General features: G+C 34.6%; 20 protein-coding genes. 15 read left to right on the forward strand and 5 right to left on the reverse strand.

The window, feature by feature from the left end:
• Window positions 1–73 precede the first annotated feature (73 nt).
• Both KD050_RS16630 and KD050_RS16635 read left to right on the forward strand, forming a co-directional pair.
• Window positions 74–844, forward strand: coding sequence for a TerC family protein (locus KD050_RS16630; protein ID WP_211893444.1), 771 nt, complete (start codon window positions 74–76; stop codon window positions 842–844).
• A gap of 67 nt (window positions 845–911) precedes the next feature.
• A complete protein-coding gene (locus KD050_RS16635; RefSeq protein ID WP_211893445.1) occupies window positions 912–2297 on the forward strand; it encodes a TrkH family potassium uptake protein in 1386 nt (461 codons plus the stop codon).
• A 643-nt stretch (window positions 2298–2940) separates the two neighbouring features.
• Here KD050_RS16635 and KD050_RS16640 read toward each other — a convergent pair.
• Window positions 2941–4695 (reverse strand): B12-binding domain-containing radical SAM protein, encoded by a 1755-nt coding sequence (locus KD050_RS16640; RefSeq protein WP_211893446.1) that lies wholly within the window; start codon window positions 4693–4695, stop codon window positions 2941–2943.
• Window positions 4696–4875: 180 nt separating this feature from the next.
• Here KD050_RS16640 and KD050_RS16645 point away from each other — a divergent pair, with 180 nt between their 5' ends.
• Together KD050_RS16645 and KD050_RS16650 are read left to right on the forward strand one after the other, a co-directional pair.
• A complete protein-coding gene (locus tag KD050_RS16645; protein ID WP_211893447.1) occupies window positions 4876–5931 on the forward strand; it encodes an ATP-binding protein in 1056 nt (351 codons plus the stop codon).
• A 75-nt stretch (window positions 5932–6006) separates the two neighbouring features.
• Window positions 6007–6453, forward strand: a complete 447-nt coding sequence (locus KD050_RS16650) for a MarR family winged helix-turn-helix transcriptional regulator (protein WP_211893448.1) — start codon at window positions 6007–6009, stop codon at window positions 6451–6453.
• A 318-nt stretch (window positions 6454–6771) separates the two neighbouring features.
• Here the strand turns inward: KD050_RS16650 and KD050_RS16655 are convergent, their stop codons facing one another.
• Genes KD050_RS16655 through KD050_RS16665 form a run of 3 tightly spaced genes read right to left on the reverse strand, consistent with a single transcriptional unit; the run spans window position 6772 to window position 8317 of the window.
• Window positions 6772–7407 (reverse strand): hypothetical protein, encoded by a 636-nt coding sequence (locus KD050_RS16655; protein ID WP_211893449.1) that lies wholly within the window; start codon window positions 7405–7407, stop codon window positions 6772–6774.
• Window positions 7408–7456: 49 nt separating this feature from the next.
• Window positions 7457–8068 (reverse strand): CPBP family intramembrane glutamic endopeptidase, encoded by a 612-nt coding sequence (locus KD050_RS16660; protein WP_211893450.1) that lies wholly within the window; start codon window positions 8066–8068, stop codon window positions 7457–7459.
• Window positions 8069–8128: 60 nt separating this feature from the next.
• Window positions 8129–8317, reverse strand: coding sequence for a YkvS family protein (locus KD050_RS16665; protein ID WP_090563100.1), 189 nt, complete (start codon window positions 8315–8317; stop codon window positions 8129–8131).
• A 125-nt stretch (window positions 8318–8442) separates the two neighbouring features.
• Between KD050_RS16665 and KD050_RS16670 the strand changes: the two genes are divergently transcribed.
• The 8 genes from KD050_RS16670 to KD050_RS16705 all read left to right on the forward strand — a co-directional run bounded on the left by KD050_RS16670 (window position 8443) and on the right by KD050_RS16705 (window position 15435).
• Entirely contained in the window at window positions 8443–8634 is a 192-nt protein-coding gene (locus KD050_RS16670; protein WP_211893451.1) for a hypothetical protein, read from the forward strand.
• A gap of 94 nt (window positions 8635–8728) precedes the next feature.
• Window positions 8729–8905: an aspartyl-phosphate phosphatase Spo0E family protein gene (locus tag KD050_RS16675; RefSeq protein WP_211893452.1), complete on the forward strand. Its 177-nt coding sequence runs from the start codon at window positions 8729–8731 to the stop codon at window positions 8903–8905.
• Between the two features lie 16 nt (window positions 8906–8921).
• The gene (locus KD050_RS16680; protein ID WP_211893453.1) at window positions 8922–9860 is read left to right on the forward strand and encodes an AAA family ATPase; all 939 of its coding nucleotides are present in this window, start codon (window positions 8922–8924) and stop codon (window positions 9858–9860) included.
• Window positions 9857–11026, forward strand: a complete 1170-nt coding sequence (locus KD050_RS16685) for a DUF58 domain-containing protein (protein WP_211893454.1) — start codon at window positions 9857–9859, stop codon at window positions 11024–11026. Before KD050_RS16680 ends, KD050_RS16685 begins: the two co-directional genes overlap by 4 nt.
• Window positions 11010–12254: a hypothetical protein gene (locus tag KD050_RS16690; protein WP_211893455.1), complete on the forward strand. Its 1245-nt coding sequence runs from the start codon at window positions 11010–11012 to the stop codon at window positions 12252–12254. The genes KD050_RS16685 and KD050_RS16690 overlap by 17 nt, the downstream gene beginning before the upstream one ends.
• Window positions 12255–12396: 142 nt before the next feature.
• Window positions 12397–13266, forward strand: a complete 870-nt coding sequence (locus tag KD050_RS16695) for an NAD(P)-dependent oxidoreductase (RefSeq protein ID WP_211893456.1) — start codon at window positions 12397–12399, stop codon at window positions 13264–13266.
• A 68-nt stretch (window positions 13267–13334) separates the two neighbouring features.
• Window positions 13335–14240, forward strand: a complete 906-nt coding sequence (locus KD050_RS16700) for a chemotaxis protein (protein WP_211893457.1) — start codon at window positions 13335–13337, stop codon at window positions 14238–14240.
• 238 nt (window positions 14241–14478) lie between these two features.
• On the forward strand, window positions 14479–15435 hold the full coding sequence (locus KD050_RS16705) for a bile acid:sodium symporter family protein (RefSeq protein ID WP_211893458.1): 957 nt from the start codon (window positions 14479–14481) through the stop codon (window positions 15433–15435).
• Between the two features lie 974 nt (window positions 15436–16409).
• Here the strand turns inward: KD050_RS16705 and KD050_RS16710 are convergent.
• Entirely contained in the window at window positions 16410–16874 is a 465-nt protein-coding gene (locus KD050_RS16710; RefSeq protein ID WP_211893459.1) for a YkyB family protein, read from the reverse strand.
• A 192-nt stretch (window positions 16875–17066) separates the two neighbouring features.
• On the opposite strand from KD050_RS16710, the gene KD050_RS16715 reads away from it, so the two are divergent.
• The 3 genes from KD050_RS16715 to cbpB all read left to right on the forward strand — a co-directional run bounded on the left by KD050_RS16715 (window position 17067) and on the right by cbpB (window position 20786).
• A complete protein-coding gene (locus KD050_RS16715) occupies window positions 17067–19106 on the forward strand; it encodes a sensor domain-containing protein (RefSeq protein WP_211893460.1) in 2040 nt (679 codons plus the stop codon).
• Between the two features lie 367 nt (window positions 19107–19473).
• A complete protein-coding gene (gene fadH, locus KD050_RS16720) occupies window positions 19474–20241 on the forward strand; it encodes a 2,4-dienoyl-CoA reductase (protein ID WP_211893461.1) in 768 nt (255 codons plus the stop codon).
• Between the two features lie 104 nt (window positions 20242–20345).
• Entirely contained in the window at window positions 20346–20786 is a 441-nt protein-coding gene (gene cbpB / locus KD050_RS16725; protein ID WP_211893462.1) for a cyclic-di-AMP-binding protein CbpB, read from the forward strand.
• Window positions 20787–20893 lie beyond the last annotated feature (107 nt).

Raw genomic sequence — 20893 nt, forward strand, 5'->3', positions numbered from 1 at the left:
TTATTTTTGCTTAGCAAGACCTTTGCCTTTTTAAAAGGCAGGGGTCTTTTTATATGCAAAAAGGAGGATTTTGATGGATACGTCAATATTATTGGAGTACGGATGGGTATTACTTGTGCTAGTAGGTTTAGAAGGTTTATTAGCAGCAGATAATGCAGTAGTAATGGCAGTAATGGTAAAACATTTGCCGAAAGCACAACAGAAAAAAGCGTTATTTTATGGTTTGTTAGGTGCGTTTGTATTTAGATTTTTAGCGTTATTTATGATCACTTTCTTAGTGAACATTTGGCAGGTTCAAGCACTTGGAGCGGCATACCTGTTATTCATATCGATTAAACATATTTATGATCAGCGGAAAACACCTGGGCCACACTTGGATGTTGAAGGTGTGGAACCTAAAAAAGGCTCTGGCTTTTGGATGACTGTTTTAAAAGTAGAACTTGCAGATATAGCATTTGCTATTGATTCTATGTTAGCTGCAGTTGCAATAGCTGTTACATTACCACATTTGGGAGAATTTGAAGTTGGTGGTATTAATGGTGGACAGTTCGCAGTAATGTTCTTAGGTGGAGTTATCGGTTTAGTAATTATGCGATTTGCTGCACATAAATTCGTTCAATTACTGGAGAAGATGCCTACATTAGAAACAGCAGCATTTTTAATCGTTGGATGGGTTGGGGTTAAACTTGCGGTTATGACATTATCTCACCCTGGTGTAGGAGTGTTAGATGAGCATTTCCCACATTCTACTCCATGGAAGTTAACTTTCTGGACCGTTTTACTTGTTATTGCTATTGGCGGTTACGTATTAGGGGTTATGAAAGAGAAAAAAACAGCGAAATAATTATAGGATAAGCGTAAAAAGATAGTTTTAACTATCTTTTTACGCTTATTTTTTTTACAATGAGATAATGATTACTCGGAATACCGAAAGGAATAAAAAAATGAAGAAGCCACAACTAAAAAAGAAATTGAAATTTACACCTGCTCAAGTCATTGTCACTTATTATTTCATTGCCATTGCTATTTCTGTTATACTTCTTCGTTTACCAGGAGTGCATAAACCTGGGGTTGAAGTAGCATTCATTGATAGTCTGTTTACCGCTGTGAGCGCTGTTTCCGTTACTGGTTTAACTGCGGTTAGTATTTTGGAAACTTACAGTGTATTTGGCTATTTCATGATTATTCTTATTTTACAACTTGGTGGAATTGGAATTATGTCGTTAGGGACATTTATCTGGTTGATAGCAGGAAAGAAGATTGGACTTCGTGAAAGGCAGTTAATAATGGTCGATCATAACCAATCCAACTTATCAGGAGTTGTTCATCTAATTAAAGAGATTGTTAAAATTCTGCTATTAGTTCAAATTATCGGTGCGATACTATTAACTTTATATTTTACAAAGTATTTTGATACGCTAGAACAAGCAGCAATACATGGAATATTCACATCTGTATCAGCAACAACTAATGCAGGGTTTGATATTACTGGACAATCATTATTTGCATACCATAATGATTATTTTGTGCAAACGATAACAAGTATATTAATCGTTTTTGGAGCAATAGGTTTTCCGGTTTTAATTGAAGTAAAAGAGTTTTTATCAAACAAAAACAAAAATTTCCGTTTTTCTTTATTTACAAAGTTAACAACCATTACATATGGAGTACTTCTGTTATTTGGAACAGTTATGATTTTTATATTAGAGCTTTTTCATTCCTTTAAGGGTATGCCATGGCATGAGAAGTTTTTTACCGCATTTTTTCATTCCGTATCCACACGCTCAGCGGGTTTAACGACTATGGATGTTACGTTATTTAGTGAGGGTACCAATTTTTTAATGAGTGTTCTAATGTTTATCGGAGCTTCTCCAAGTTCTGTCGGTGGTGGAATTCGTACTACAACTTTTGCCATTGCGCTCCTATTTTTAATCCATTTTTCAAGAGGAAAAGACAATATTCAAATATTTAATCGAGAAATTCACTTAATAGATGTTTATCGTTCATATGCTGTCATTATTCTTGCTTTAGTTATGGTTTTCACGGCTACACTGTTACTTTCCGTTACGGAGCCTGATGTACCAATTTCCTCTTTAATTTTTGAAATTACGTCAGCTTTCGGAACATGTGGTATGAGTCTCGGAATTACAGAGGATTTGTCAAATATAGGGAAAATAACAATTATGATTCTGATGTTTATAGGGCGAGTAGGTTTAATATCCTTCCTGTTTACTTTAGGAGGGAAACACAACAAAACAAAATATCATTACCCAAAAGAGCGTGTAATTATTGGGTAATATCAAAAGCCGAGCAATGGACTTATTGCTCGGTTATTTTTAAAGGAAAGTTTATAAAAATAGAGCGTGAACACTGGGTTCATAGTCCTTTAAAGAATTAAACGATACCGCTGATTTCCGTTTCAGGCTGGCGCTTTCCGCGGGGTGAGCGATGAACGATCACCGCCGCTTCGCGTTCGTTGTGATGTTACATCAGTCTCACTCATCCCGCCGGAGTCGACGATCTCCACTACAATCAATTATGTGAGTAAATACAAGAATTAGATTTAGCAAAGCCACACTACTTAGCGTTTTAGATGATAGGAAGGTGTAGTGAATGTATTATCATCCTGTAATCGCTGAAGCGACCAAAAATGTATCTTCGGGCGCTTATTCAATTAATAGGAAAGCATCTTTTCCCTAGTTATCCAAAAAGGCACTAACCTGTTTCTAAAAGTTGTAGGAGAGCGACGGAAAGATAAACTCCATAAGATTACCGAAAGAAGAGAGGCTGGTCGTGACGATAGTCACGACCAGCCTCTTCCTCAATTAAACCTGTAATAATATAGCAACCAGTCTATCCAAAGCACTTCGGAAAAAGATAGAAACAGGTTTTGAACTTAAAAGGCGTACTACGCTTTTCTTAATCATAGTTTTAAATCAACTAAATTTGGGAGGCAGTTATTTCATTAACAAAAGATAAATGAGGAGTCTCCGTTTTACCAAATGTAGTTAACAAATATCCTTCTTTTTTCTCAATAGTTCCTTGCATAAATGCATCTACATCAATAGAAATAGGTGTGATAAATGTTTGTTTATACAATTCTCGCTCATTCAACTGTAATGTAGTAAATGATTCTCCAGCTAGACTCGGATCCTCTAGTAATAATTTGTACATTTTAGATTGTTCTTCCTTACTAAGATCATTATTCCACCAAGGCTTTCGAGGCTGGAACTTTTGTTTTGATAAATAATCCAACTTCATAACACTTCGAATAGTTGGTAATGAAATATTATCTAGACTTTCTAAGAAAGCATAGAGTCTAGTATATAAATCCTCTAGTTGATGACCGATTTTAGACCAGTTTCGCTCTTCCCAGAATGTGCCGAACTGTTGGAAAAAATCGAACGGAGTTTCAAATACATGTTCGAATAAATACTCGAGTGTGCTATCCATCCGGTGTGCATTCCAATATTTCTCTAAAACATCTTCTACTTGTTTAATACGTAAAATATCATCAAAGTTTAATACATTATTAGAGAATATTTCGTATGGGGCTTGATCTACATATACGTAGCCATATTTTTTAGCTTCAACGCGTAGACCAGTTCCACGTAGTAATTTTAAAAATCCTAACTGAAGTTCCTCAGGACGCATCTCAAAAACCTCATTAAATGTATTTCTAAAAGAAGAATAATCCTCTTCTGGAAGACCGGCGATTAAATCTAGATGTTGATCAATCTTTCCGCCATTCTTAACCATCGTTACAGTTCGTTTCAGTTTTTCAAAGTTTTGGCGACGTTGAACAAGTTCATTTGTTAAATCGTTTGTAGATTGAACGCCTATTTCAAATCGGAATAATCCCGCAGGAGCATTTTCGTTTAAAAATTGAATAACTTCAGGGCGCATTATATCTGCTGTGATTTCAAATTGAAAAACTACTCCAGGTTGATGCTCATCTATTAGAAATTGAAACATTTCCATTGCATAACTTCGACTAATATTGAATGTTCGATCCACAAATTTAATAATTTTGGCGCCATTTTCCATCAAGAAACGAATGTCGTCTTTTACTTTATCCCGATTAAAATATCGTACGCCAACTTCTATAGAAGATAAGCAAAATTGACAAGAAAACGGGCAACCTCTACTTGTTTCCACATAGACGATACGTTTCGATAGATCAGGGAGATCCTCTTCAAAACGGTAAGGGGAGGGGGATAATCTTAAATCGAGTTTTGGTGGTAGCGGATTTAGTATAAATTTGTCATCTTGTACATAAGCTAAACCAGGAACCTTTTTTATCATTTGTTTCTTTGATAAAAAATCTAGCAAATCTTTAAACGATTGTTCCCCTTCGCCAACGATTACGTAGTCGATTTCTTTTACTTGTCGTAACCAGATATTTGTATCATAGGAAACTTCAGGACCTCCTAAAACGACAACAACGGATGGATCGACAGTTTTTAGCATTTTAATTACTTTTATCGTTTCTTCAATGTTCCAAATGTAGCAGCTAAAACCAACAACATTAGGCTTCTTTTGATAAAGATCGGCAACAATATTAAAAGTAGGATCTTTTATTGTGTACTCTACTATAGAGGGGTGATACTCGGGTTCTGCGTAAGCTTTTAAACAGCGTAGTGCTAAATTAGTGTGAATAAACTTCGCATTCAAAGTGGTCAATATTATATTCATGATTCATAAACTCCTTTTTGTATTTCTATTGTATCAGTCAATAATCCCGTCTACAATATAGGTCATAAGAATTATGTCAATCTATTCAATTATGTGGAATAATCAGAATAAATAAACAAATTTAAGCTAATCATATTTATAATTTGATGTAAGTAATTTTCAGAAAGGCTGGTGTATTGCTTGTATACAAAATACGAGTATAAGGAAAAGTTTGAACATATATTTCAGCTTTTTTCAAGTGGACTTATTTTTATTAATGACAAAGGAATAATTTTAGATTTGAATTCATATGCCGAAAAAATTCTGCACATAAACAAAAGCGACTTCATTGGCATGAATGCTCAACATCTATATAGTTTGTTCAATGAGACTCTTGAAGCAAAAGATAGCTTTTTAGAAAAACTTCTCAACGACGGATATTTGGAGACTCATGTTGAATTTCAAACTTTTGTAGGTGAATATAAATATGTACATCTAGTAATTTCAAAACAAAACGATAGTGGTTTATATTTGGTTGAGATAAAGGATGAATCAGAAAAAATCTATATGAAGAAAAGACTCGATCAGTCGGAATCACTTCGCACATTAGGACAACTAGCAGCAGGTATAGCCCATGAAATTCGAAATCCTATGACATCATTAAAAGGATTTACACAACTATTAACTCAAAATGCAACAGAAGATGCAAAGCGATACTTAACTGTTATAAATGACGAAATAAATAAAATGGAAGAAATCCTCACTCAATTTTTAGAACTCTCAAAGCCGAGTAAATCCAAGTTTACTGTCATAAATGTAGAAGATACAATTTTAGAAGTTGTCAATTTTATGGCTCCTCAAGCATTATTAAAATCAATTAATCTTAATGTTACTAGTCAAATAAACAAAGAGTGTCAAGTTTCTGGAGATAGTCAATTATTGAAGCAGGTATTTATAAATGCCATTAAAAATGGGATAGAAGCAATGCCTAACGGTGGAAATATCCACATTACTATTTCAAATAAGCTTGGAAACTTTGTTAGTATTTCTGTGAGTGATCAAGGACATGGGATTGAGGATGAACATATCAATAAAATTTTCCAACCATTTTTTACTACTAAACCAACTGGGACAGGTCTTGGATTATCACATGTCTACAAAGTTATAGAAGAACATGGTGGAAATATAGAGATTAAGAGTTTAGTTGGGGAAGGTACTACTTTCGATTTTATCCTTCCGTGCCAAAATAGTTTGTGAAGCTTTTTGACAATACAAACCATGGACCTATATAATAGTGGGTAATGTATTTTATATAGGTGAGGATGACGTAATATGACAGCTGAAAAACAAAACAGTGCATTAAAACTATTTATTGTATTGTCACGTGCCCACAAAGTAATTCATGAAAGTTCCAATCAGTTCTTTCAAGAAAATGGTTTAAATCCAACGGAATTCGCTGTGTTAGAGCTTTTATATCATAAAGGTAAACAACCACTACAGCAAATTGGCAATAAGATTTTATTGGCAAGTGGTTCTATCACATATGTTGTTGATAAACTAGAGGGACGAGGATACGTTAGACGAGTATCGAGTCCAACTGATAGACGTGTGACCTTTGCAGAAATTTCTGAAGAAGGTACAAAGTTTATGGATGAGTTATTTCCACGTCATGAGGAACAATTGATCAGACTCATGGATGCATTGCCAGAAAACGAGAAACTAGAAGCAATTGAACTCCTAAAAAAACTAGGTCTATCTATTAAAAACTTATCTTATTAATAATAGAAACTTCGAGCCTTGCAAATGGGATCGAAGTTTTTATTTATTCTTATAGCAAAATAAGTGTCTATCCAATAAAGAAAAAGAGATGCGCCCGAAATTGTATTTTCGGGTGCTTATTATATGAGAGAAAAATCGCTTCTCTAATTATCCAAGAATGCACTAACCTGATTCTAAAAGTTTTAGACGGGCGACGGGCAGTAAAATCCCATAAGATAACCGAAAAAAGAGAGGCAGGTCGTGACGTCAGTCACGACCTGCCTCTCAAAAAAATAAGTCGGTAATAAAAATCTGTCTTTAAAGGGTCTTGATCTTTTCTTATTTCGCTTTAATTGTTTCTGCCATCTGTACAAATGTTTCGAGGGCAGGAGAATCAACTGTGTCGAATACTGTTAGTTTAACAATGAGTCCTTCTCGTTCAAACACATAACCTGAAACCTTACCTTCAGGTGTATCAATCTGATGAGAGGAAGTATTTTCTATAAAATCTTTAGTAGGAATTAGGTTTTTATCTTTAATTTCAGTAACTGTTGCAGATTCATTGGATGCTTGTAAAGTAGCAATTAAATTTTCTTTAATTACTTCGATAGTTGCTTCATCTGCAGAGAAAGTTTCGATTCGCATTGACTGTAAATCGTTGTTTAGGTTGAATAACAAGTCTTTGTTAGGTTCTTCGCCAGTTAACTCATAGCCTTCCATAACAGTGATGGAATAGTTTTGGCTATCACTTTCCGTAGTAGTTCCTTCTAATACTTTTTCAGGAGAAGTAGTGGATTGTGATGCATCTGTTTCTGCTTCATTATTCTCCGTTTCCTCCGGAGAAGTAGTTTGTTCCGTATTTTCATTCCCTGTTACTTGGGTCTCATCCTGATCCTCGGTTGCTGTGCTTGTACCACAAGCCGCGAGAAGAACTGTTAGTAATAGAATAGAAAGCAATGTGTAAATTTTTTTCATCCGTTTTCAGCTCCTTTTATATATTGACGATAAGGGGTTTTCATTTGTTTCAAGTGAAAGGTAATACTAAAAACAATAGAACTAGCAATGTAATGTGTGCTAGAACAATAGCAGTGATACTTTTTTTCCACTCATATAGTATACCAAAGACGAGACCTACGAAAAATCCTCCTAATATACCTATCCAAAAACCAGTGAAAATGAACGACAACCCAAAAAGTAGGGAACTCAAGATAACAGCAAACTTAGGTTGCATATATTTTTTCAATTGTTGTTGGATTAATCCTCTCCAAAAAACCTCTTCCCCAGGAGCAATGATGAAAATTAGTAATAGATAATGCCAAATAGCTGTTGGTCCATAATGACTTAAAAATTTATCTATACTATTTGTCAAATAGGCTGGTCCCATGTCCATTATGAGATATGTTCCTAGAATACCCGCATAAGAGAGCAAACCGAACATTATTCCAAGAAAACTTAAGCGGATTGAATTGTTGTCTTCTTCCATTTTGGAAAAATAGAAAAAAGCTGCCATAAGGAAAAATACGGAAAAAGTATAAAAATACCAAAAAACTTTTTCATTTGAAAAAGTAATCCAGGATAGACAATAAGCAAGAATTAATGAAAGTACTAGTTGATATATCGGTGATTGACGAAACATAATACACATCCTTCTCATATTTAAAAAACCGTCCATCTTTTGAGAGGAACGGCATGACGTTTAATCTTCATTACTATATAATATTTTATAACGCTTATGATTGATAACTGTTTTCTCTTCTGTCTCCAGTTCGTTAAAGTTTTCCATATAAGTTAAGTTTACGATGACCGAGTTTTCATTGACTTTCTCTACAATACCTTGAAGACCATCTTTGAATTCAATAATATTCCCAACTTCAGCTATTTTCATAGAGTGTCCCATCCCCTTAAGAACATAATATAATACAGTTTGCCTTAAAATAAAGAGTACGTAAAGTATTTTGACTAAACTTCTTAAAAAAATATAAAAAATAATAAATAAAAGGATTGATACTTATGCAAGAATCATATGAAGAAAAACTTAATATGCTTCAAAATGGGGATATTAAAGACATTGTCATTGAAAAAAATGAATTTATAGCTTTTAGAGAAGTATTAGTTCTACGAGAGGATTTTAAACATTTTTCTGGTAATGCGAAACAAGGGGGGCAAGTAGCATATACCTATTTAAATATACCTAGAAGTTGAGAATGTCGTTAATTGTCATACATCTTATGGTTTAGTCCCATTCCTCAAAAGGTATACTGAAAAGAATATACATTGTTAAAGGGAGCGATTCAGTATGTCAGAGACAAGATTAAAAAGATTAGAGGCTACTAGAGAGAAAATGGTAAGATCCGCTTTAGAAAAAGGAATCTTAAACCATGATACGATTAAGTTAAGTGAAGAGTTAGACCAATTATTAAATGACTTTCAATTTATAGAGATGGATGAGGAAAATACTAAAAAAGAAGGATAATAGGGGAGAGAGTAAAATGAGTAGTATATCATTATTGCAACAAGAACTGAATGAAGCCATTGTTGGAAGAGAAAATGAAATTAACTTTATGCTAATGGGGTTATTAGTACAAGGTCATGTGCTATTAGAAAGTGTTCCAGGATCAGGGAAAACAATGATGGCTAAGGCGTTTGCGGAAGCGATTCACGGTGAATTTAAACGTTTACAATTTACACCGGACGTATTACCTTCAGATGTTACGGGTATTAGTTATTTTCATCCACAAAAACAAGAATTCGTTCTTCGGGTAGGACCAGTAATGAGTAATATATTACTTGCGGATGAGATCAATCGAGCAACACCACGAACTCAATCTAGTTTGTTGGAGGCAATGGAAGAAAAACAGGTTTCCATAGATGGGGAAACCATTCCTCTTTTAAAGCCTTTCATGGTTATTGCAACACAAAACCCAGTTGAATCGCAACAGGGAACTTTTCCTTTGCCAGCAGCACAATTAGACCGTTTTTTATTTAAATTGACGATAGATTATCCATCTCAAATAGAGGAAAAAAGCATTTTGCAGCAATTTGGTCGCACGCCAGGAAAAGTTAATATCGATAAAATCGTCTCATTAGAACAGATTGGAAAGTGGACAGAACAAGTGAAAGAAGTAACTGTACATGAGGATATCATGACGTATATCGTTCAAATCGTACATTATACAAGAAATCATCCATACATAGAACTAGGGCTCAGTAGCCGTGCTTCTTTGGCGATTTTACAAGCTGCGAAGGCACATGCTTTTGTGAACAATAGGACCTTCGTGACACCAGATGATGTGAAAAAGGTTATTGAGCCAGTATGTCTTCATCGGATGAAGTTATCATCTCAAGGTATGCTTATCCACAATCTAGCAGAGATTTTGAAAACAATAGTAGAAGAGGTGGAAGCACCTGTTGAGGCTAATGTACGATGAATTGGAATCGTCAAGATTCCGGTATGACCAAGAATAAAATGTACTTAGATATCCTCGTTTTTACTTTTATTTTTAGTTTTCTTTTTAAACAGTATATTTTTGTTGCGATTATTTCTTTCTTATTGTTAATCGGGCTAGTTCAAATAATTTATTATCGCAAAGTTGGGCAAAGGTTTGAATTTGTAAACGATAAAAAAAGAATACGATTAATGAAGAATACTTCCTCAGACCTTACACTGACTTTTAACAATAAAGGACTGCCAATTTGGAACGCAGTTTTAACTATATCTTTTCAAACAAATATAGTGCCAAATGGAATACCTAATACAAGAGTGGGTGACTTTCACGAAGTTAAAATTCCTTTTTCGATTGGCTATAAAAAAAGTGTCACATTAAAGGTTCCTATAAAAGGAGTGAGTAGAGGACTTGCCAGGATTAAGCAACTTGATGTCGAAATACCTCATCCTTTAACAGATGGTTCCATATTACTGGAGTTTAAACCATATATACTTTTGGATGCGATTGTGTTTCCAAATATATACGATATTAAGGATAATTTTGCTCCATCCAAACTGAAGCAAGGAGATTTGGCGTTGAATTCCTCATTGTTTGACGATCCTTTCTTTCCAGTAGGTACAAGGGAATATGAGCCTGGTGATCAGTTTCATCACATACATTGGAAGGCTAGTGCGAAGACTGGGCAGTTACAGACAAGGGTTTTTACACGTGTGGCAAATGTGTCTATATTATTTGTAGTCAATGTAGGTGAGAAGTATAGTGTTCTTTCAGATTTTGAAGATAAATTAGAGTGGCTTTCTTCTTACATCGATGCTTGCTACAAGGAAGATATCCCCTTTTCATTTGCGTTAAATGTTCGAACATCTGGAAAAGTCCCTTTTGTTTATCTCCCATTAGGTAGTGGGGATTCACATCGTATACAAGCAATGGAATTACTCTCGATCCTCTCGATTGCGCATAGTATTATTCCTTTTGATAAATTATTAGCATACTTAGATTTGAATGAGGAGCTACCAGTTGCAACTTATGTGATGACGCATCGTGTAGAGACGTATACACCGTTACTACAACGATGGGAGCAGCGAACAAATGTATTATATAAGTCGCCTACAGAGATAGGGGGCATATCTCATGGATATAATGACTAACAATGTAAAAGTTCAAGCACAGTCGCTGGGGAAATACATTCAAGATGTATGGATCGTTGCGCTACCTTTGGTTATTTTTCAGCATGAGACAACCTTCGAATTACCTTTTTTATGGTTAATTCTTCAAACTATCATTGCTATATGTATGCAAATAACAATGGATAGAACGGGTCCAAATCCAATCATTCCGTTTATTGTTCCTACCAGTGTTCTACTAATATTATTTTTGTTTAATAGCCCTCTCTGGTTATTTATGTTAGGTGCAGGAATTTCTATATGGCGTATACAAATAAGATTTAATAAAATGCAGGATGAGCAAACGGTTGAAAGTAACTATAATCTGAATTTCTTTTTAATATTTTTAGCTGTTCATTTTATTTGTTTTATCCTTGGATTAGAGAACTATATCTTTCCATTATATAGTGTAGTCATTTCAGGAGTTGTGTTGCCTGTCGCTTTGAGATTGTATGCTGTTTGGGTGAGCACGAATAAACAAAACTCAGCTTCTATGTCTCAGGTAATAGGCGGATTTTCCCTAGGATTGTTATCTGTAGCGAGCTTATCCACTGTGCTTTATTTTACGTTTCCGTTTATAAGAAAAGGACTTGATGTTCTGTTGGGGAAGGTTATGAGTATCGCCATCATTCCATTCATCCCATTGTTAGAATATCTAGACAAGTTGTTGAGTCGGTTAGAAATTAAAGTACCGGAAGAAAGTGAACGTATCCAGTCAGAAGAGCAAACGGAATTGGAGCCAAACGAAATAGTTTCGGAAAGTATTGGTAACGGTTTTCCGTTTGAAATAATCTTCTTTGTGTTAGCAATTATTGTAATTGTATTTTTTATCCGATTATTATTGAAAAATAAACCAGATACGTTATCGGCAGATCCTAGTGCTATTCATTATATAAATAAAGAGTTAGAGGAGGATAGGAAAGAGAAACAGTTGAATGCTCAGCAATCCCTGTATCTAGTGGATACGTCTCTATTAAGAGAGAAGTATAAAGAATTTGAAGTAGAGGCCACCTTATATGATTATGATCGAACTAAAAGTGAAACAGTACGTGAATGGTTCCATCGGATGGAATGGACAGTGAAAGATGAGTTCTTCCAAGTTTATGAGGAAGTAAGATATGGCGGTCGAGCTATTCAGTCGGAGAAGGCTGAATTTTTCCTATCAAACCTCGAAATAATAAAAACAAAATATTTTTTTGAAAAAGATGTTTAAAAATGTCTGAGCGGGGCATAATAATAAAGAACACAGCAACATTCTCATTTCCCCCTTTTTAAGGATCATCCAAAAGTTATATGGATGGTCCTCTTTTTTTTGGTACACTAAATGTATTAAGAAAATAAATGGAGGATTAAGTATGTCAAAACAATTTAAGGTTGGATTTATCGGTACGGGTGTGATGGGAAAAAGCTTGGTGAAGCATCTATTGAATGCTAATCATGAAGTAACAATTTATGCTAGAACGAAAGAGAAGGTAGCTGATCTTGTAAAAGAAGGAGCAAAAATCGTCTCATCTCCTAGCGAAGTTGCACAACAGGTAGAAATTTTGTTTACAATGGTCGGTTACCCTCATGACGTAGAAGAAGTGTTTTTTGGAGATAATGGTATTTTTCAAATAGACAATACCAATTTAACGGTTATAGATATGACAACGTCTACACCAACATTGGCAAAGAAAATTGATGAAAAAGCGAAAGAGAAAGGTATGCTGTCATTAGATGCCCCTGTTTCTGGAGGAGATATTGGGGCACAGCTTGGGAAGCTTTCTATTATGTGCGGTGGAGAAAAGTCTACATTTGACAAAGCTCTTCCAATATTAAATCTCTTTGGGGAAACGATTTTATACCAAGGGACTGCTGGTGCAGGTCAGCATACTAAAATGTGTAACCAAATAACTATTGCTACAGGCATGATTGGTGTTTGTGAGGCATTAGCTTATGGAAGGAAAGCTGGCTTGGATTTAGATCAGGTTTTGCGTTCCATTTCAACAGGAGCAGCAGGGTCATGGTCACTTAGCAATTTGGCGCCGAGAATGATAGCCGGAAATAATGAGCCAGGTTTTTATATAAAGCATTTTGTGAAAGACATGAGGATTGCTTTGGAAGAGGCAGATAAGATGGATCTTCAATTACCTGGTTTAACACTTGCAAAATCATTGTATGAGGACTTAATGAATGAAGGTTACGCAGATAATGGTACACAAGCCCTGATTAATAGCTATTTATAATATAGTAATTATTTACTAGTGCATGTTATAATAGCTGTAACACATATTATGAAGGTAGGCGACTCATCATGAACGACCAAAAAGGAATATTACTTGAAAGTGGCACAAACGAATTAGAAATTGTGGAATTTCAAGTTGGACAAAACAAGTTTGGTATAAATGTGATAAAGGTTAAAGAAATAATTCAACCTATTGGAATTACATTTATTCCTCATGCACATCCACATGTTGAGGGCATTGTTCAACTTCGCGGAGAGGTTTTACCTGTAGTAAGCATGAATAGAGTATTAGGTATTCCTACCCAAAACAAAAGCGACCAAGAAAAGTTTATCGTAGCAGAATTCAACAAACAACGGGTCGTATTCCATGTGGATAACGTCACTCAAATTCATCGGATCTCATGGGATCAAATTGAAAAACCATCAGATATTTATCAAGGCAGTGCTTCACATGTTATTGGGGTTATTAAAAGACAGGAAGAAATGATTCTATTAGTAGATTTCGAGAAAATTATTGTTGATATTAACCCAGATTCAGGTATTAATGTGGAGTCCGTTAAAAAGCTTGGAAAACGTGAGCGTTCAGACAAAAAAATTGTGATAGCAGAGGATTCACCCTTACTACGTAAACTGTTACATGATACTTTGGCGGAAGCGGGTTACGCAAACTTAGAGTTTTTTGAGAACGGATTAGATGCTATTAACTATTTAGAACAATTAACAATAGTAACAAGTGACATTTCAGAACATGTCCAAATTGTTGTAACAGATATTGAAATGCCTCAAATGGATGGCCATGCACTAACTAAAAAGATAAAAGAGCATAACAATTTATCGAAGTTACCTGTTCTTATTTTCTCAAGTTTAATTACGGATGATCTTCGTCATAAAGGAGATCAAGTCGGCGCAGAGGATCAAATTAGTAAACCAGAGATAGCGGAATTAGTCTTAAAAATCGATAAATTTATTTTATAAGCGTCGCTAATATGAAATTTAAAAAGGAATAAAAGTGCAATTAAACACAGAATTGTACCATTACCTTAGCATATATATGGAGGGTCGCGACTAGCATCGTGCTCTCCTTTTTTTTGGGTAGTCTTGTGGCGTTATTATCGGGCAATCATAAATCAACCTCGTTATTAATTATAGACCTTTTTTATAAAGAAACTAGGTGTTTAATGTGCACTTATCATGTTAGAAGGAAGGAAGTACCTTGCTACAAAAGTTCAATTTCTTTATCCAAAAATGGATGGCTGTTTTAACTCCTTTAAGTTTAGTACTAGGTGTATTTCTTGAAGATGTGGGTGGGTATCTCTTATTCTTAGTTCCATGGTTATTTGCATTCATGACTTTTTCCAGTAGTCTGAGTATGAAGCTTAGCGATATTAAGGTGTTTAGCAAATATCACAAAACTATTTTATTTAGTATCGCATTTTTACATATTTTGATGCCTATATGGGCTTTTTCCTTATCTAAAATTGTATTTGATGATCATTTGTTAACTATTGGATACGTTCTTTCTGTTGCTGTCCCTACTGGGGTTACCAGTGTAATTTGGGTTAATATGTGTAAAGGACATATTCCGCTTAGTTTATCTATCATTTTAATTGATACATTATTATCTCCAATAATTATGCCATATTTATTGCATATAATTGTTGGAGAAAGTATTGCTATTGATACAACATCAATTATCATAGATTTACTATGGATGATAGTACTGCCTTCCATTGCAGGGATTGCACTTAATGAACTGTCCAAAGGTTCTATCCAAAACACTTTAGGGAAACACTTAGCACCACTTTCAAAATTAAGTCTTTTTGGGATAATTATGATTAACAGTAGTGCCGTAGCTCCCTACCTAAAAGATATTAATTGGGAATTATTTAGGGTAATATTCTTTGTACTCATTCTATCTATCTCTGGTTATACTTTTGCTATGCTACTTGGTAGATTTATCTGGAAGGATACAAGTATTTTAACTACGTTCGTATTCATTGGTGGTATGAGAAATATTGCTGTAGGTGTTATTGTTGCTACCACTTATTTCCCTGCAAAAGTTGCCATGCCTGTAGTCTTTGGAATGTTATTCCAGCAAGTGCTTGCTTCATTATTTAGTAAAGTGATTCAAAAGAAACAGTTAAAGAATGATGGTCCATTGGAGATTTGAATTCAAGTGTACTTTTAATATGGACAGAAATAAATATGACCAGAATTCTCAAATAAATATTCAGATAAGCCTATCTAATGTACTTTCTAAGAAAATCGGGCTAAAATACGACCGGTACTTATGGTCAAAACCTGTTTCTATCATTTTCGAAGGTCTTTGGACAGACGTTTGCTATATTTATTACCGAGTGAATTTTTAGTGATATTGGTTGTGACCTCCGTCACAACCAATATCACTTTTTTCGGTAATCTTATGGCGTTTATCCCGCATTAACGGGCAGTAGATAACTGCCCGTAAAAGCCCGAATGGTTCAACTAACAATCAGTGGGGGAAGAAGCCCCACTGATTGAAGTTTCACTTTATCTGTCCGTCGCCATCCTACAACTTTTAGAAACAGGTTAGTGCGTTTTTGGATAACTGGAGAAAAGGTACTTTCTAATTTAGAGAAAAAGCTCTCGAAGATGCAATTTCGTTCGCTATTTCGCTTCTTTATGAGTCAATCACTTATTACTTTTCTTTATTTCCACTAGAATAAAAGAAAATCTGCTTTCTCCATCTATTATTGGATAATAACATTTCTAATTCAACTGCCATTACAGATGATTTTCACTATCTAAAGTTTAACTAATCTTATCATCTTAGCTATAGGCTATACTATATCCTTAGTACTACACATTATATTGATTGTAGTGGAAGGTGGCGACTCCGGCAGGATGAGTGAGCAAGATGAACCATCACAGACGAACGCGTTGCCACACGAAGTGGCGTTCTTAGCCATCGTACCCTTGTCTCCACCTGAAACGAAAATCAACAGTACTATTCCTTCAAGAAAGTCCCAAGAGCTCAGTGTTCAAGGGACATTTTAATATACTTTCTTTTCTTTTAAAAAAACTAGCAGGAAGATTAATTTCTTCCTGCTAGCCTTTTTTATATTTGCTTACTCTGACCACAATGTAAAATAAATTCAAGATTACTTACCTATCTAGATAGGATTTCATCGTACGCTTTTTTCGGTGCTCTCTCATGTAGGGCTTAGTACAAACAACAGGTTGTTTTGGGGACTTTTTCACAATAAGTTGAGGACCAATATATTCAGCAAGTAACTGTTTAGCTAACTTTAAATTCATCTTTCGAATTGGGTTTCGATAGGTGTCGTCTAAGTGTCCAAGATGAGGGAGGTTTTTAAAATCTTCTTTTACAGGAATCATATGAAAATAATAGTCGGCATACTGGATCAAGACAGAGGATTGTTGTTGACTATGTTTAGGGTTTCGAACGAAATGAAGACCAACTTTTTTGGCTTTGTTTTCGGCTAATAGTTTATCAATTGTTAACTTTTTTAATTCATAAAGCGGCTTGTTATCTATTGCTGTTTTCGCATGACGGTTTACTGTATAGATTGCGGTTGCTATGTTTTTTTCATCTAATATAACTGACATATAATCCCCCTTCGAAAGCTGCTCCATAAGTATATCATACCAATTCCATAGTAAATTGTGTACACAAATCAAAAAAATATTGAAAATAAATATATTTGGATAACATTTCTAAAGAATATAGTGAATAAACCGATAAAATGAAGTAAAGTTATTTATATAACAAGTACTTTTACGTAATCATTGGAGGACTATATGCATAATTCATCAGATAAAAAATTAGCTATCAGTGATTATTTAATAAATGTCATCAAGGAAAATCCCTCAATCCCAACATATATGCTGAAAAAAGATAAACAAAATGGATTTTCTGTTATTTATGTAAATGATGCTGCTACTTCTATTTTTCAACCATTTGAACAAAGCTCTCTAGAATCAGTGTCGAAACAACTACAAACACTACTTGTTAGCAATGGAAAGTATGAATTCCATCAAAATATCCCTTTTACTATTCAAAAAAAACAGTATACATATGATGTTACTATTATATTGCTAGAAGATGAAATAGAAACGATCTACGGTGTGACAATGTACGATAGAACGAAGGATGAGAAAGAAAAAAGTATGTTAAAGGGATATAAAGACAAATATCTTTCCCTTTTTAATAATAATTTGGATCCCATTATTTCGGTTAGTGAGAATGGAAATGTCTCCGACCTGAACGCTATAACATCAAAAATTTTAGGCTATGACCCAAAAATCTTAGTAGGTCAATCAATTGAACAGTTGATAGAGGAAAACTCGATGAGAAATTTTCAATTGATGATGAAGCAAACATTAACTGGCTATGCTACAGAAATGCAAAATTGCTTAATACAGCATGTTAAAGGTCATTATTTACCTATGTACATAAAAGCAATACCGCTGGAAATAAATAATAATGTAAATGGTTTCCATTTGGTTCTTCGAGATACAGCAACAGAATCAGATGAACAAGAACAATTGTATTATCTTGCTTACCATGATCATCTTACAGGCTTATGGAATAGACGTGCTCTAAAGGAGCATTTACGGGATACTTTAGTGAATGCGGAACCGGGTAGTGAAATATCGGTAGTACGGATTGATTTAGATAGATTTAAAATGATAAATGAATCGCTTGGCTACAATTATGGAGACGAGCTACTGAAAAAAATTGCAGATCGGCTTGGGTTATACATAGATAAATCAAGTAATTTATACCGTCAAAGTGGGGATGAATTTGTTTTTATCATTATAGATAAATCTAGAGATGAAACTAGTGAGTTTGCAGAAAATATTTTATTAGAACTTTCTAAGCCACTATACTTAGATCACCAAGAATATTTCGTCACAGCTTCGATAGGTATTTCTATGTATCCATACGACGGAAAAAAGATGGATGAGCTACTCATTAAAGCGGACCAAGCATTATATATTGCGAAGGATAGAGGAAGAGCGCATTATCGCTATTATCAAGAACAAATGAACTTAGCCTTTCCAAATGATGCCTTGATGGAATCGCATTTACGAAGAGCGATTGAGAAAGAAGAGTTTTCTATTCATTATCAGCCGCAGGTGAATCTAGTAACGGGTGAAATAAATTCATTTGAAGCGTTACTTCGATGGAATAATAGGAAATTTGGATATGTATCACCCATGAATTTTATACCAATTGCTGAAGAGTCCGGTATGATTATGCAAATAGGAGATTGGGTATTAGAAGAGGTTTGTAAACAGCTAAAGTATTGGCAAGAAAAAGGGTATCGACCAGTTAGAATAGCTGTAAATATATCGCCAAAACAATTTATACAAGACAATTTTGCTATGAAGATTCACGAAAAAATTCAAAAGTATGATATCAGTCCAAGTTCACTAGAAGTGGAAATCACGGAGAGTGCAATGACCGATATGCAGGATACTCTTACTACTTTAAAAGAATTGAAGGATATAGGAGTTTTTATTTCGATTGATGATTTCGGTACTGGTTATTCTTCTCTAAGCTATTTAAAGAAGTATCCTATCGATATTATCAAAATAGATCAATCATTTATCAAAGATATGGAATTAGATGATAAAAATGCAGCTATTGCTACAACCATTATCCAACTTGCTCACAGCTTAGGCATGGAAGTTATTGCAGAAGGAGTGGAAAAGGACCGACAAGTAGAAATACTTAAATCTGCTAATTGCCAAAAAGCTCAGGGTTATTTGTTTAGTAAACCTGTTCCAATTGAACATATCAACGAATCTTATATGCAATCTGAAAAGCCGTAAATTCCTTTGTTAAGAATTTACGGCTTTTTTTAATGAATGAAAGTATAAAATATTGTGTCTTGAAGAGTGATACAGGTATTTATGAAGAATAAAATCAAAATATCGACACAGTTGATTTTCGTTTCAGACGGATGCTTTCGCCTAACGCTGTTCCCAATACAATCAATATAGAATGTAGTACTCAACTATAAGATTTGGCAAAGTTTTTTGCATAGATGAAAATAGTAGTCAAAGAGCGAGAAGTCTGTCCAAAGCACCTTGGAAACGATAGAAACAGGTTTTGGTTCTTAGAATTTTCGGATTTTTTCGTTTGTGTATGGTAAAATATTGAGTGAGTGTTCATTCAATATTAAAGGGGTGTCTTATTATGTTGAAACAGAAAACGATAATTGTTACAGGTGGTTCGAACGGAATGGGAAAATACATGGCGATGAAGTTTGTCTCAGAAGGTGCAAACGTAGTCATAACCGGGCGTGATTTAGAAAGGTTAGAGAGAGCTAAAACGGAAATCGAAGCATATGGTAATACTATATCGTTCTTTCAAATGGATGTTCGCAATCCAGAGCATGTTGAGGCAATGATTCAATTTACAGACAAAGCATACGGTCATATTGATGGTTTAGTTAATAATGCTGCGGGCAATTTTATAGTAGAAGCAGAAAAACTTTCTCCTAATGGATGGAAAGCAGTAATTGACATCGTTTTGAATGGTTCTTTTTATTGTTCAAGTGCGATCGGAAACTATTGGATTAGCAAAGGAAGCAAGGGGTCTATATTAAATATGCTTGCCACATACGCATGGGGAGCAGGAGCTGGGGTAGTACATTCAGCCGCCGCAAAAGCTGGTGTGATGTCATTAACAAGAACATTAGCGGTTGAGTGGGGAAGTAAATATGGAATTCGAGTAAATGGAATTGCACCAGGTCCTATTGAACGTACAGGAGGAGCAGGAAAGCTTTGGGAATCCGAAGAAGCTGCGAAGAGAACACTTCAATCTGTACCGCTTGGACGTCTTGGAAAACCAGAGGAAATTGCAGAGCTCGCAACATTTATATTATCCGATAAAGCTTCTTATATGAATGGAGAAATTGTCACGTTAGATGGTGGACAATGGCTGAATCCTAATCCTTTCTAATAAAAAAAGAAAGCGATTTCATGGTTTTTTTATTCCTTTAATATGCTATGATAGTTACATAGGGTGTTTTCTTATGATGAAAGCAAACAAAGGAGTAGGATGCAATGATAACTGTGAGCAGCAAAGATTTTTTACAAATTCCGATTTTGGAATACATTATTTCTGCAGAAAAGGTTGCACATGTACAATTAGGAAATAACGCAGAACATGCTTTACTTGTACTCACAAAGACTGGGTATTCTTCTATTCCAGTATTAGATGTAAAATATAGACTTCAGGGCTTAATAAGCTCTCAACAAATTACAGATGAAATTTTAGGATTAGAACATATTGAATACGAACGTTTACCAGATTTAAAAGTAGACGATATTATGAAAACAGATATTGCTGTCATTCATGTGGATGAAAAATTTCAAAAAGGATTAGATTTACTAGTAAACAATCCTTATATTTGTGTAGTAGACGATGAGCAGACCTTTTTAGGGATTTTAACAAGAAGAGTCATTTTAAAACAAATGAAAAAGTACCTTTATCAAGCACAATAAAATCCCAGATATTTTTTACGCATGGAAGGCCAATCTTAGTTGGCCTTCTTTTTTCATAAGATTTATGGCATAGAAATTGATATTGTATAGAAGATTCGAGTGCTAAA

Origin of the sequence: Psychrobacillus sp. INOP01, from assembly GCF_018140925.1 — a bacterium.
In the GTDB taxonomy this organism is placed as follows: domain Bacteria; phylum Bacillota; class Bacilli; order Bacillales_A; family Planococcaceae; genus Psychrobacillus.